The sequence below is a fragment of the Paenibacillus sp. UNC499MF genome (assembly GCF_900107975.1).
In the GTDB taxonomy this organism is placed as follows: Bacteria; Bacillota; Bacilli; order Paenibacillales; family NBRC-103111; genus Paenibacillus_F.
Map to the genome: position 1 here is coordinate 536,498 of NZ_FNVF01000003.1, position 12,867 is coordinate 549,364.

Below are 12,867 nucleotides of genomic sequence, written 5' to 3' on the forward strand. Positions count from 1 at the left end.
CGGACGCGTGGTGCTGTTACGCATGGGCGATAACCCGCATGCTTGAAAAACGGCGGCTTGCTTGCGATGAGAGCGCGGAGCCGGGTCTGCTCATGCAGCAGCCTGCCGTGCATACCGGGGAGAGCGCGCAGACAATGCGCGCCAAGGCGCTCACGCCTCCGCCGATTCCGCGGGCGGGGGCAGCAGCTCCCGCTCCGCGCGGTCGGCAAGCTGCTTCAGCGTGACGTCGTCCATCGGGGGATTGTGCAGCCCGAACCGCACATCCCGATACATTCGCTGAAGCGGGTGAGTCATCGCCAAGCTGTGCGCGCCCGCGATCCGCATCGATTTGTCGACGACGGTAAGCGCCGTCCGCACGGCGAACGTCTTGACGGCGCTCAAGTCCGCGGCGAATGCCCCCGGATTTGCGGGGGCGCTCTCCCAGCGCTGCGCCACGGCGTAGAGGAAATGCCTCGCCGCGGTGAGTTCCAGCTCGATTTCCCCGATAAGCTGCCGGATATGGGGCAGCTCCAGAATCGGGTGAGGAAGCGAGTTCGGCCGGTAATCCGCCGCGAAGGAAATCGCTTCCCGCCTTGCCGCAAGAGCGATACCGAGGTAGCAGGCGGGAATGTGCAGCAGATACGGATGAGCCGCCGGCCCGGGTCTGCTCGGTTCGCTGCGGGTGTGCTTTACCCTCGCCTCCGGCGGAACAAGCACATCCTCCAGCACCAGGTCGTGACTGGCCGTTCCGCGCATGCCGACCATATCCCAGGTCGGCTCGATGCGGACGCCTTCCGTCGCGACGGGGAAAACAAACTCCCCGTGACATCCGTCCGGCTCGACGGATGCCGTCACAATGACGAGGTCAAGGGCGGGTGCCAGCGTCGTAAACGTCTTGCGTCCGTTGAGGAGGTAACCACCCTTTACCTCTTCCGCCGTTGTAGCCGGACGGCCTCCGCGCGAAGGGCTCCCCGTCCCTTTTTCCGTGGCCGCGCGGTTAATCAGGAGACTGCGGGAGGCGATGTCTCTGCACAGCGCCTCGTATTTGTCGTGCCAGGCGGGCTGGTTCGCCAGCTCCAGAACGATGCCCAGATGCCAGCCGATTCCGAGCGCGGTCGCCGCATCTCCCTGCGCGAGCCTTTCCTGCAGCAGAACGAACTCATACAGGGAAGCCCCGGCTCCTCCGTACTCGGAAGGAACGGTTAACGAAGGATAGCCGGCTTCTTTTAACGCGTCGATAGCCCCGTAGGAGAAGCCGTTCTCCTCATCAACTCTTGCCGCTTCTTCACGTAAATTGTCGGCCAGCCGCCCGATCTCATCGAGACGCGCCTGCTCTTCCGCCGTCCGTGCGAAACTGAATGGAGACGGATTCATTCGCTCTTCCCTCCTCCCGTCTGCATGATCCGCTCCAGTACCCGCTTCTCCAGATGTGCGAACCCCGGGTCCGCCTGATCCCTCGGCCGCGGAGCCGGGTTGTCGGCGTCAAGCGCGATTCTTCCGTCTTCGATAAGAAGAATCCGGTCCGCCAGGCGGACCGCTTCGCTGACGTCGTGCGTGACGAGCACGGTCGTGAAGCCGTGCCGCTGCCAGAGCGTGCCGATCAGCTGCTGCATCTCCAGCCGGGTCAGCGCATCCAGGGCGCTCAGCGGCTCATCCAGCAGCAGAAGCTTCGGCTGACGGACAAGCGCCCTCGCCAGGGAGACCCGCTGCTTCTGGCCTCCGGACAGGACACCCGGCCACTCTCCGGCGCGGTCCGTCAGGCCCACCTGCCCGAGTACGTGCAGGGCACGCGGGCGCCAGTTCCCGGATAAACCGATGCCGATGTTGTCCAGCACGGTTTTCCAAGGGAGCAGCCGGGCTTCCTGGAACATGACCGTGGTATCGCGGCCGATGCCGGACACGGACCTGCCGTCGATCTCGATCCGGCCCCCGGAAGGCTTCTCAAGCCCCGCCAGCAGTCTCAGCAGCGTGCTTTTTCCGCTTCCGCTCCTGCCCGCGACGGCAATAAACTGGCCCGGGGAGATCGTCAGATCCAGTTCGTCCAGCACTTTTTTGCCTCCGAACGATTTATGAACTCCCTGCAGCCTGACAGACGCCCCAAACAAGCCTTCCCCGCTTTGTCCGGCAGTATCGCCCGAATCCGTTCTTCGCTTATCACCTGCGAGGGCTTCCGTATATAAAGCCTCCTCCGCCAACTGACTCCAACCGCTCACTTGCGGCACCCCCGTTTACATTGTTCTAGGCTTTCCGGTAGGCTACATTCCACTTGAGCACGGAATGCTCCAGCCATTTGGCGATCACATCCGCCAGTTTGCCCAGCAGCGCATACAGCAGAATACTTAAAATAATGATATCCGCCTGCATGAATTCGCGGGCATTTAAAGCCAAATACCCGATTCCTTTATCCGTGGCGATCGTTTCGGCTACGATCAGCGTCAGCCACATAATTCCGAGTCCGTAACGGATTCCGACAAAAACGGAAGGAAGCGCGCCCGGCAAAATAACATGGCGGAAAAGCTGCCAGGAGGTAAGCCCGTAGACGCGGCCCATTTCCAAATACCCCCGGTCGACCGACCGTATGCCGTGAAACGTATTTACGTAGACCGGGAAAAGCACGCCGAGAGACACCAGAAACACCTTCGCTCCTTCGTCGATTCCCATCCATAATATCACAAGAGGCACCAGCGCAAGATGCGGAATATTCCGGATCATCTGGATCGACGTATCGAAAATCCGGTAGGACGTGAGAAACAGTCCGTTGGCGGCCCCCAGCAGCAGCCCGATGCCTCCGCCGATGACAAAACCCGCTGCCGCCCGGCTGAGACTGATACCCAGATGGTACGTCAGCTGACCGGAGGCGAGCAGCTTCCATCCCGATTTCGCCACCTCAAGAGGAGGCGGGAACAGCCGCTGGGAAACGGGCCCGTAGACGGCGGCCATATGCCAGCCCGCCAGGAGAAGAACCGGGAGCAGCCAGGGCAGCAGTACAGCAGCCCACGTATCCCTTCGCCTCGTATCCGCTTGCCGCACGCGTACGCTTACCGGCATCTCGTCATCTCCCTCCCATTAAAATATGCGCTCATTTCCTGATCGCCCACGCCTCTTGGACCGGCATCAGCGGAGCGACATCGATTTTATCGCCGATGAGTCCGATCCGGTGAAACGTGTCGGCCAGCTTTTGCTGCGGCCCGATGATTTCCGGAGTCAGGTTTTCCACGCCGTACGTCCGGCGGTTTACCGCCCGTTCGATCGCCTTCCGGTCAATGCCGAGCGCTTCCGTCAACTGCTTGACGACTTCCGGCTTGTTCGTGTTGGCCCATTTGTCGGAAACGTCGATTTCTTCCAGAATGGTTTTAATCAGGCCGGCATTGCCTTTCGCGAACGTCTCATTGGCGTAATAAAAAGTCCGGTTCGGCGAAAATCCCGTTCCGTCGGTCAGCGTAACCGGCGACAGATCGTTCTCGACCGAAGCGAAAAAAGGGTCCCAGGAGCCTAGCGCGTCCACCTGCTTCGTTTCAAACAAGGCTCTCCCTTCGGATGCGTCTTTGACGAACACGAATTTGACATCGTCCAGTTTGAGACCGGCTTTTTCTATGGCCAGAACAGCGAGATAATGATGATTCCCGCCTTTCGCCACGGCGATCTTCTTGCCCTTCAAGTCCGCGGCCGTTTTCACCGGAGAACCCGCCTGCACCACGATTCCCATACCTTCCGGGTTGGGAAGATCACAGCCCACGTACACAAACGGTTTGCCTCCGGCCTGCGCGAATACGCCTGAACCGTCCGCGGCATGCCCGAAATCGATGCTTCCCGACGTTAACGCTTCCAGCAGAAAATTACCGCCGGCGAAAACTTTCCATTCCACGGTGATATTCTCTTCTTTCAGCCGTTTCTCCAGATTGCCGTGCTCTTTCAAAATATTAAGCGTATTTCCTTTCTGATACCCGATTCGCAGTACCTTGGCATCCCCCGATACGGCGGATTTCGCCTCTTTCGGCGCTGCCGCTCCGGTTTCTTTGCCCCCGCCTGAAGCGCATGCGGACAGCATGGCCGCGGCCGCCAGCATTAGGACCGCCAGCCATGCCTTGGTACGTGCGGAACGCGTCAGCCTCCCGGTTTTCTTTGTCATTTTCGTCTCTCCCCTTTTCTGTTGTTCTCCCGCTTCCACTTTTCAAAAAAAAGAAGACGCACTTTTCCCTGAAAGGAAAAAAGCGCGTCTCCGTGCGAACGGTAGACCGTCGTTTAGTTTTTTTGATAATTCCGATTGGATTAGTAAGTTATCGGATTTTCAAGTAGCTTAGCACACGTTTTTTTGAAGTGTCAATGTCTTTTTTATAACGTGATTTAGAAAGGAATTCTCCAATCTAAGGGATGATTTACAGCGTAACAGTGTTATGTTACAATCTTTTTCAAGAGGTGTTAAGATGACGAAGGAATTGATTTCGAAAAAAGATCTGCTTGAATTGACCGGCATATCCTACGGACAGCTTTATCGCTGGAAACGCAAAAATCTTATACCCGAAGCATGGTTTATCCGAAAATCAACCTTTACGGGTCAGGAAACGTTTTTTCCCAAGAAGGAAATTCTCATCCGCATCGACAACATTTTGCATCAGAAAGACGATCTGTCGTTGGATGAGCTGGCCGATCGCTTCTCTCCCCATCCATCCGACCTGAGCATGACAAAAGAAGAGCTTATTCTTCATAACATTGTTTCGAAGGTAGCGATGGATTATTTCGTCCGGTTCTGTGGAGACGCCGAGGTTTGGCCGTTCGAGCGCATTTTTGCCGTTTATATGTTTCATACGCTGCTTGAAACCGGGGAAATCGGCCTGGAGGAAGGAAGCGGCCTCATCCAGCTTATGATGGACGAGTATCCCAACATGAGCGGCAGCGACGGGGAACTACTTTTTATCCGCAAAATGGGGGTATCCACCTGCCTTCTGAAGCAGGGCGCCGGGGAGATTTATCTGGAAAAGGGTGTGAAAGTGGCGGTGCGACTCCAGCTTTCCGCATCCGTTGAAGAGTTAAAAACAAAAATTTGGCGGGAGGCCTGACCATGGAAGCACAACCTATTGTAACGAATGATTTATCGATCGCGGGATCGGGTTCGGCAGACGGCGGACGATACCGGAACGCGAGAATTAACGGTAACGGACGAATAGACGGGGACCTGGAGTGCAGAAGCTTTAAATCGGCCGGTCACAGCCATGTTTACGGAAATTTGGCCGCCCTGGAAGTTATCGTACGCGGTAGCGGATCCGTATCGGGAAATGTCCGGAGCGAACTGCTCAGCGTAAGCGGAAACGGGGAAATCCGGGGCGACGTGGCTGCCGGCCAAGTGAAAGTGAACGGATCGGCCGGCATCGGCGGCTCCTTGACTACAGACACGGCGGTTATTCGCGGTTCCGTACAGATTGGCGGAGACTGCGAAGCGGAAAAGTTCGAAGCCTACGGAAATTTTGAAGTCGGCGGCCTGCTGAATGCCGGGCTTATCGACATTCGTCTGTTTGGGCCGTGCCGGGCCAGGGAAATTGGCGGGGAGTCGATCCAGGTGAGAAAAAACGGATTCCTCAACTCGCTGGCTTCTCTTTTCGGTTCCAAACTGACCTCCCTGGAAGCCGGAATCATCGAAGGGGACGTCATCTACTTGGAGCATACATCCGCCTCCGTCGTACGGGGAAGAGACGTGAAGATCGGTCCCGGCTGCGAAATCGGCCGTGTGGAATACTCGAACTCGCTTTACGTGGACAACCATTCGGCTGTTGCCGAACGGCAGCAGCTGTAAACTGCGCAAGATCGATCAAGTTTCTATCCGGCTCTCCATGATAAGCTGATAGCGGAAAGGCAGGTGATATCCGGTATGGTGCAGGCAGCCGTACATTCGGAAACGGTCAACCGGACCCTTTCGTATATTGAGGCTCATCTCAAAGAGGAACTGACTTTGGAAATCCTCGCCGAGCGGGCGGCATTTTCCATGTATCATTTTCACCGGATCTTCCAGGCTCAGATAGGTATGCCTCCCGCCGACTATATCCGCAGGCGCAGACTGTCCAGTGCGGCTTGCAGCCTGCTCGGAACCGAGCGGAGGATTCTCGATATCGCGCTGGAATACCGCTTCGATACCCAGGAATCGTTTACCCGCTCTTTCAAGCGAATGTTCCTCATGACACCGGGCCAGTACCGTTCCTACTACCGCAAGCTTACGATGCAGAAGGAGAGTGAAGCCGAAATGGCCGAACAGACGGAAGGAATGAACGCTTTCCAAGGAGAACCCCGGGGCTGGATGCTTACCGGCACCCATTCGGGAGATTACGAGATGGGCATAGACCGGCTGGAGGTCCATCACGGCAAATCGTCGGGTTATCTGCGTTCGCTTACGGAAAGGACTCTCGGCTTCGGAACCATGATGCAGATGTTCAAAGCGGACGCTTATTCGGGTACCCGGCTTAGGCTGAGCGGATTCGTCAAAACCGAGCAGGTCAAAGACTGGTGCGGTCTGTGGCTGCGCATAGACGGCCAAGATCACGACGTGCTCGGGTTTGACAACATGAGCGGCAGACCCATCCGCGGAACGACGGACTGGAGTCGTTACAGCGTGGTGCTGGATGTGCCCAAAGAGAGCGTAGCCATCGCGTTTGGCGTCCTGCTGAACGGAAGCGGACGGGTCTGGATCGACAGCCTCCAGTTCGATACCGTCAGTCTCCAGGTGCCTGTGACGAATCTCGACGAGATTGCCGCACTCCCTGACGCTCCGGTTAACCTGAACTTCGAAGAAGAACCCGGCCTGTAGAGCATGGGAGTGACGACAAAAAGACGATTCCCTGTGGGAATCGTCTTTTTTATAAGCAAGCGCCGGGACGGGCCCGGTAAGCGGTGCCGCTCTCTGGTAAGCAGGAATCGGCTAGGTGCTCTCCGTCTGCTGCTGGTGCTCTTCATGAATTTTATAGAGCGCCTGCACAAGCGGATCGGCCGGATCGCGGTTCAGCAAGTGAAGCGTCATCAGAAACTGGAGCGGAAGCGCAAACGTGTTGTTCCCTTCTTTAATGGACGGGAAGCCCACTTCGAGAACGGGACCCGCTTCCGGGTGCATCTCCAGATCGACGTAGATCTGTTCTTCCGGAAATTCGCTTCTTACGCTCTGCGCGCAGTGAGGCACGATATAGTTGTCCAGCAGCTCTTTCGCTTCTTCTTCGCTCTGAGGAGCGGCCGGAAGCGGACGATTGTCGGAGCTGCGGATCAAGTCCACGAAGAAGGAAGACATCCATAGACCCGGATTCTCCTTGTTCTGGAACGTATGAACGAGTTCGTTGAGGAAAAATCCACAGGAATAGCTGTTATCGTTTTGACGGACCGTGTAGGCGAACAAAGGACCGAAGACGGGATGCTGGCCCACCTGTCCTTCCACTTCGTAGTCGGAAAACTGCTCTTTCAATACCTGCTCGGCATGCTTGTACCAGGCAAAAATAATTTCGTTCTGCTGCTGTTGCTCCTGCTGTTCTTTGGCTGCCTGCTCTTCGGGAGACAGCTGCTCTTCTTCTGTCGCTTGAGCTTCGATAGGCTGATCGCCGGATTCGTTAGGTGTGGTCATATATACTCCTCCTTGCCTCCCATCTTATCATGTTCTGGAGATGATGGGAAAGCGCCGTCTTCTTTTCCCCGCTCGGTTATAAAGCGGCCGTTATTTCACATAAAGCCTTCCGGTCTCTTCCCAGATTTCTCCGGGATCCAGCCCGAACAGGCCGATCTCTTCCGCCGGCAGCGTGGTGTTCGGCGCATTTACGAGGTTCACCTGCGGCTCCGGGCAGAAAAACCCTTCTTCCCCGAAGTGGTTCCAGATCATCCACTGCTTGAAGGACGTGCCCGCATCGTAAACAAGAGTAATGTTGTTCTTCGTGTCGGTCAGTTCCATGCGGTTTCGCCCGTCCCGGGCGGACACCGTATAATGGTTGTCCAGCGGCTCGTAGAAGGGATAGATGCCCTCGTCACGGAGCTGCTCCTCTTCCCGCGTCAAGTCTTGCTGCCTGCCCGTAGGAAGCATACGATCGTTCATCTCCCAGCGCTTGCCTATCGTCAGCTTCACGCGGTAATCCTTCGCCGAAGCATCCGGCGCGAAAGGAGCGTTCACCGACGTATGAAAAGCGAGCAGACAAGGCATCCGCTCTCCGCCTTCATTGCGGATAAACAGATGCTGGGCCAGACCGTCCGCGCTGAGCGAATAGCGCAGGCGGATCGTGAAACGGAACGGAAGAAACTTGTACACCTCATGGGCTTCATCCACCCGGACGGATACGCTTACGAAGCTTTCGCTCTCCGTCGTCCCGTATTCGTCGACCTGCCAGGGGATTTTATGTAGAAATCCGTGCAAATGATTGCCCGTCGCTTCTTCGTTAATCGGAAACCGGAGCACTTTGCCGTTCCACGGAAACTTGCCGTCTTCGTAGCGGTTTGGCGGAAAAAGCACGGGTATTCCATGAATTCCCGGATTCGCCTTAAACGATTCCAGCTCTTCTTCAGCCGGTTCGTGCAGAAACCGGTACCCCTTGTCCGTATCCCGGAAGGCGATAAGGTTGCCTCCGTATTCCGGGAGCATGACGGCTTCATAACCGCCCCATTCCAGCCGGACGGCTTTCATTCCCTGATAATCACTCTTATACGCACGGTTGTGTGTCATGCTTCTCTCTCCCCTCGTCAGTTACAGTGCGGCCTTTTTCCCCGTTATTATACCATGAAAACTCTTTCATTCCGCTTCCCCGAAATCGAGGATAAGCTCGATAACCTCCGAACGGCTGGCGATCCGTATGGGCGGTCCCCATGTGCCGAAACCGGACGATACGACGACATGCATCTTATCCTTCAGCATATAGCCCCAATCCAGCTCGAATAACCTTCCCGTAATCCAGTGATTCGGCGCGAACTGCCCGCGATGCGTGTGACCGCATAAAAGCACGTCCGCTCCGGCGGCAGCGGCCTTGGCGAAATGATAGGGCTGATGGTCCATAAGAAGAATCGGCTTCGATGGATCGAGCCCGGACAGCAGCTCGTCCACCGTCATGCGGCCGTCGGTATCGAACGACTCCGCCGTCTTGTCTTTGCGTCCCGCGATATAGAAGGCATCCTCCACGGATACCGTCTCGTCCCGCAGCACGCGAATCCCGATCCGCTCCATCTGGGAGATGTGCTCTTCGATATGGCCGCCGTAATATTCGTGGTTTCCCAGCACCGCATATACGCCGTATTTCGCCTGAAGCTGCTTCATGACCTCCGACATCCCGTTGCGGATATACGGCTCGATGCTGTCATCGATAAGGTCGCCGGGCAGCAGAATAAGATCGGGCTTCATCGCGTCGACCGTCTTAACCAGCCGGGCCAAGTGCCTTTTTCCTACAATATTACCCAAGTGGATGTCGGATGCAACGGCTACCCGGAGCTGCCGCAGCTGACCGGCTTGCTTATCGACCTTCGCCCGGTACGTCCGGACGATGGGCGTCCAGGCATTCCAGTATCCTTTGGCAAGCAGGATAATCAGAATCACAAGCACGACGCTTCCCGTACCTCCGAAATAAACGGCGGGCGGAAATCCCGCAAGTTTCAAGAGCCAGGCGGCCAAATCACCGAGCGGAAGGAGAATCACGGCAAATTCCAGAACGGCGAAGTAATAGGATCCGATAACTTTCAGCAGCCTGCCGGGAGGTCCCGGAACTGCAGGAGAGCGGCCCAGCATGTAAGCGAGAGCCAGTACGGCCAGCAAAGTCCAGTACAGCCCGCCCGGAACCGAAATTCCCCAGAAATCGAGAAATCTCGCTCCGTGCCAACCGATGTAAATATTAAGCCCCCCATAAACCAGCAGGGCCAAAACAAGCAGAACAAGACGCGATTTCACCGGCGCACCGACCCCTTTATTTAACAAGTAAACAGATGAGATGTCCGCATTATACCACGGGGAGACGGCACCGAACCAATCCCCGCCTCATCCGCTGCATCTACCGGTTAAAAAGAAGGTTTTCTTCCGGATAATCATTATAAATACGGCTGCCCGGAGAGCCGGCACTTTCACGCCATAAAAATACACTCCCTGGAGATCACCGGCTGAAACCGAAATTCCGGCGAGTTCCAAAGAGTGTATTCCGTCAAAACGCGGGCTCCGCCTTCCGCATAACGGTCAGCCGCCGGGCGTATCCCTGCCCTTTCGCTGAGCAATCCGGGCTTGAGCGGGGCACGGGATGCCGCCGGTCAGACCGGCTCTCTTAACGGTCCAGCGATTCCGCCAGCCGCGGCAGAAGCTTGCCGTCCGGGTCGCCGTTCAGTTCCCAGAACATGGCTCCGCCGAGGCCTTTTTCCTTAATGAATTCGGCTCGGTAGCCGATCGATTCTTCATCCTCATAGGAGACGAACTGGCCGGTTTGCTTGTTGTACAGGTAAGGAACCTTGGCGCGGTCGTTCCAGTAACGCTGGAAGCCCTCCGGCTTTTCGGTCCAATCCACGACATCCCCGCCTTTGCAGGCCTGGTAAAGTCCATTATTTTCGGCTTCGCAGCCGCCCCACGACCGGCCGTAGAACGGAATGCCCAGCACGAGCTTTTTGGCCGGCACGCCCGCATTCAGGTGTCCGTTCACAGCCGCTTCCACATAGAACCGGTGCGCGTTAGGGTCCGGATCGGCCGGATCGTAGTACAGGGCGGCATTGTTGTTGCTCGTCTCCTCCCAGCTTCCGTGCAGATCGTACGTCATGATGTTGACGAAATCGATGGATTCGGACACTTTATCGAGCTCCGTATCCCTCACGTAATTCGGATTCGCGCCCGACGCGATCGTGAGCAAATAATGACGGCCGTCTGCACGTCCGGCGTCTTCCAGCTTCTCGCGGATGGTTTGCAGCAGGAGGGTAAAATTCGTACGGTCTTCCGGACGGCGCACGTTCGTTTCCAGACCTCCCGTCACCGGGTACTCCCAGTCGAGGTCGACTCCGTCGAAACCGTTCTCCCGGATAAAGCGCACGGCGCTGTCGGCGAACTTGATACGCGAAGCTTCCGTAAGGGCCGCGTCCGAGAACCGGCCGGACCATGTCCATCCGCCCACGCTCACCAGCGTCTGCAGATGCGGATTCGCCTGCTTTAATTTGGCAAGCTCTTTGAAATCGCTTACGAATTTGGCGCAGTCGTCTCCTTGGCACGCACCGGGATAAGCCTCTTCCTGCTCTTTAGGCGAACTCAGCGCCACCTCTCCGTCCACAATGTTGGCAAACGCATAGTTGATATGCGTAAGCTTGGACGCGTCGATCTCGGAAGCCTTCAGTTTTCCCCAGGAAGTGAAGTAGCCGACGACTTTGTACGCGGGGCTGACGATCGCCATCCGTCTGGCCTGATCCCATTCAACCAGATTGCGCGCCGCCTCCGATACGAAACGGAGAGGAACGTAGACCGCGTCACCGTGCTTCGCCGGAGCGGTTTCAAGCTTAACGAGCTGATTGTTCACGCGCGCTTCCCTGGAGTCCAGCTTCAGCTCGATATAAACACCTGTCTTGGACAGCGTAAAAGTTCCATCTTCTTTCAAGCCGCCGAGCTTCAGCTGCAGCTGCTTGGCCAGCCCTTCGGCGGGAACGGTCAAGGTATCCCCCTGCAGAACAGACTTCTGCTGCTGCACGGCGACACGGCTTCCGTAAGCGATGCTGATATCCCCGGCCGACGACGCTCCCATGGCGGGAACGGCTCCCAGCGCGAGTCCCAGCGTTAATGCGGTCACTAAAGAGGGTTTCCATTTTTTCAAGAACATGACCTCCTGTACATGATAGCGGAAGATTCGGAAAACGTCCCCTGAGGCGAAAATCCGTAAGGAAGAGGCTGTGCGGGGAAGGTAGAAGAGAAGACTTGCTGCAGAGCGGGAAATCATCTCGCCCGCCTCCCGGGAAAACGCTTCCAAATCTTTCTATGGCAATAAGATAGCACAGGAAACTTCCATCTGTACAAGGAATTTTTATTGCGGTTTTCCGCACTTTTGGAGAAGAATTTTACCAATTGAAATCCAGTTCTCGAATCCGGTCCTGTCGGCTGTTTCCAAAATTTTTTTTAGTTAAAAAAACATGCAGCACCGGCAGTTGCCCCGCCTTGGCTGCATGCTTTGTATCCCGCTCCGCTGTATACCCGCGCTGCTATACGCGGAAAAGTCCGTATCCGTCCAGCGGCACCACCGGGTCCGTGTCGATAACCAGCCCTTCGCCACGGCCGTTCCAGGCAATATCGGCCAGCCAGCGCGTGAAAGGAGCCACGTTCATCGTCTCCATTTCCTCCCGGCTGTAGAACCCCGCGGCATCCACCTCGGAATTGTCCGGTACGGGTTCGCCGCTTACGTAATCCATCGCGAAGGCGATATAAATGTTATGAATGCTTTTCGGCATATCACGGAGCGCCACCACTCTCGTAACGGAAGCCTCGATGCCCGTCTCCTCCAGCACTTCCCGCGCAATCGTCTCGTGAATAAGCTCAAGCTGTTCGATAAAGCCTCCCGGGTTGGTCCATCTTCCCCTGCCCGGCTCTTGCGCTCTGCGGACAAGCAGAAGCTTATTTTCCCGCATCACGAGAGCCCCCACGCCCGCGCTGTAGCTGCCCCAATGGACAAAGCTGCAGGCCGGACAGGCCCGGCGGAGCGTTCCGTCCATATCCCTTGTTTCCAGCGGGGTTCCGCACGCCATACAATAATTCGCTTCCATCGGAGTCACCTGTTTCATTTGAGAATGGACTGCATACGTTCATGCAAGGGCCATTATACTCCTTTCGCGGCTTACGTGAAAGAGCGGCCCGGCCGTAAAGCGAAGGCGGCGGAAGACCGTCCGCCATGACCGGGCGGAGGATTTCTTTTTTCGGGCGGAGAGATGGTATAATGGAAAGGTCAG

12 protein-coding genes are annotated in these 12,867 nt (G+C 56.6%); 3 read left to right on the top strand and 9 right to left on the bottom strand.

What is annotated here, in order from left to right; genetic code table 11:
* Positions 1 to 150: 150 nt before the first annotated feature.
* Genes C4S74_RS10595 through C4S74_RS10610 form a run of 4 tightly spaced genes read right to left on the bottom strand, consistent with a single transcriptional unit; the run spans position 151 to position 4,108 of the window.
* Positions 151 to 1,353, bottom strand: coding sequence for an acyl-CoA dehydrogenase family protein (locus C4S74_RS10595; protein WP_103995287.1), 1,203 nt, complete (start codon positions 1,351 to 1,353; stop codon positions 151 to 153).
* The gene (locus C4S74_RS10600) at positions 1,350 to 2,192 is read right to left on the bottom strand and encodes an ATP-binding cassette domain-containing protein (RefSeq protein ID WP_219819050.1); all 843 of its coding nucleotides are present in this window, start codon (positions 2,190 to 2,192) and stop codon (positions 1,350 to 1,352) included. Before C4S74_RS10600 ends, C4S74_RS10595 begins: the two co-directional genes overlap by 4 nt.
* 25 nt (positions 2,193 to 2,217) lie before the next feature.
* Entirely contained in the window at positions 2,218 to 3,027 is an 810-nt protein-coding gene (locus C4S74_RS10605; RefSeq protein WP_103995288.1) for an ABC transporter permease subunit, read from the bottom strand.
* Positions 3,028 to 3,058: 31 nt separating this feature from the next.
* Positions 3,059 to 4,108, bottom strand: coding sequence for a sulfonate ABC transporter substrate-binding protein (locus C4S74_RS10610; RefSeq protein WP_103995289.1), 1,050 nt, complete (start codon positions 4,106 to 4,108; stop codon positions 3,059 to 3,061).
* A 295-nt stretch (positions 4,109 to 4,403) separates the two neighbouring features.
* Between C4S74_RS10610 and C4S74_RS10615 the strand changes: the two genes are divergently transcribed.
* From C4S74_RS10615 to C4S74_RS10625, 3 genes are all read left to right on the top strand, one after another.
* The gene (locus C4S74_RS10615; RefSeq protein WP_103995290.1) at positions 4,404 to 5,036 is read left to right on the top strand and encodes a YhbD family protein; all 633 of its coding nucleotides are present in this window, start codon (positions 4,404 to 4,406) and stop codon (positions 5,034 to 5,036) included.
* A 2-nt stretch (positions 5,037 to 5,038) separates the two neighbouring features.
* Positions 5,039 to 5,767 carry a polymer-forming cytoskeletal protein gene (locus C4S74_RS10620; RefSeq protein ID WP_103995291.1) on the top strand — a complete coding sequence of 243 codons (729 nt, stop codon included), beginning with the start codon at positions 5,039 to 5,041 and terminating at the stop codon, positions 5,765 to 5,767.
* Between the two features lie 75 nt (positions 5,768 to 5,842).
* A complete protein-coding gene (locus C4S74_RS10625) occupies positions 5,843 to 6,772 on the top strand; it encodes a helix-turn-helix domain-containing protein (RefSeq protein WP_103995292.1) in 930 nt (309 codons plus the stop codon).
* A 111-nt stretch (positions 6,773 to 6,883) separates the two neighbouring features.
* Here C4S74_RS10625 and C4S74_RS10630 read toward each other — a convergent pair whose 3' ends face one another.
* From C4S74_RS10630 to C4S74_RS10650, 5 genes are all read right to left on the bottom strand, one after another.
* Positions 6,884 to 7,570, bottom strand: coding sequence for a hypothetical protein (locus tag C4S74_RS10630; protein WP_103995293.1), 687 nt, complete (start codon positions 7,568 to 7,570; stop codon positions 6,884 to 6,886).
* Between the two features lie 90 nt (positions 7,571 to 7,660).
* Positions 7,661 to 8,653, bottom strand: coding sequence for an aldose 1-epimerase (locus C4S74_RS10635; protein ID WP_103995294.1), 993 nt, complete (start codon positions 8,651 to 8,653; stop codon positions 7,661 to 7,663).
* A gap of 66 nt (positions 8,654 to 8,719) precedes the next feature.
* On the bottom strand, positions 8,720 to 9,862 hold the full coding sequence (locus tag C4S74_RS10640) for a metallophosphoesterase (RefSeq protein WP_103995295.1): 1,143 nt from the start codon (positions 9,860 to 9,862) through the stop codon (positions 8,720 to 8,722).
* A gap of 364 nt (positions 9,863 to 10,226) precedes the next feature.
* Positions 10,227 to 11,750, bottom strand: coding sequence for a glycosyl hydrolase family 18 protein (locus C4S74_RS10645; RefSeq protein ID WP_103995334.1), 1,524 nt, complete (start codon positions 11,748 to 11,750; stop codon positions 10,227 to 10,229).
* A gap of 376 nt (positions 11,751 to 12,126) precedes the next feature.
* On the bottom strand, positions 12,127 to 12,684 hold the full coding sequence (locus C4S74_RS10650; protein WP_103995296.1) for an NUDIX domain-containing protein: 558 nt from the start codon (positions 12,682 to 12,684) through the stop codon (positions 12,127 to 12,129).
* Between the last annotated feature and the right edge of the window lie 183 nt (positions 12,685 to 12,867).

Bases quoted from the DNA above. Each gene is read 5' to 3' on its own strand.
- C4S74_RS10645 (WP_103995334.1), bottom strand. From the start codon at position 11,750: ATGTTCTTGAAAAAATGGAAACCCTCTTTAGTGACCGCATTAACGCTG.
- C4S74_RS10620 (WP_103995291.1), top strand. From the start codon at position 5,039: ATGGAAGCACAACCTATTGTAACGAATGATTTATCGATCGCGGGATCG.
- C4S74_RS10650 (WP_103995296.1), bottom strand. From the start codon at position 12,684: ATGGAAGCGAATTATTGTATGGCGTGCGGAACCCCGCTGGAAACAAGG.
- C4S74_RS10635 (WP_103995294.1), bottom strand. From the start codon at position 8,653: ATGACACACAACCGTGCGTATAAGAGTGATTATCAGGGAATGAAAGCC.
- C4S74_RS10595 (WP_103995287.1), bottom strand. From the start codon at position 1,353: ATGAATCCGTCTCCATTCAGTTTCGCACGGACGGCGGAAGAGCAGGCG.
- C4S74_RS10610 (WP_103995289.1), bottom strand. From the start codon at position 4,108: ATGACAAAGAAAACCGGGAGGCTGACGCGTTCCGCACGTACCAAGGCA.
- C4S74_RS10625 (WP_103995292.1), top strand. From the start codon at position 5,843: ATGGTGCAGGCAGCCGTACATTCGGAAACGGTCAACCGGACCCTTTCG.
- C4S74_RS10605 (WP_103995288.1), bottom strand. From the start codon at position 3,027: ATGCCGGTAAGCGTACGCGTGCGGCAAGCGGATACGAGGCGAAGGGAT.
- C4S74_RS10630 (WP_103995293.1), bottom strand. From the start codon at position 7,570: ATGACCACACCTAACGAATCCGGCGATCAGCCTATCGAAGCTCAAGCG.
- C4S74_RS10615 (WP_103995290.1), top strand. From the start codon at position 4,404: ATGACGAAGGAATTGATTTCGAAAAAAGATCTGCTTGAATTGACCGGC.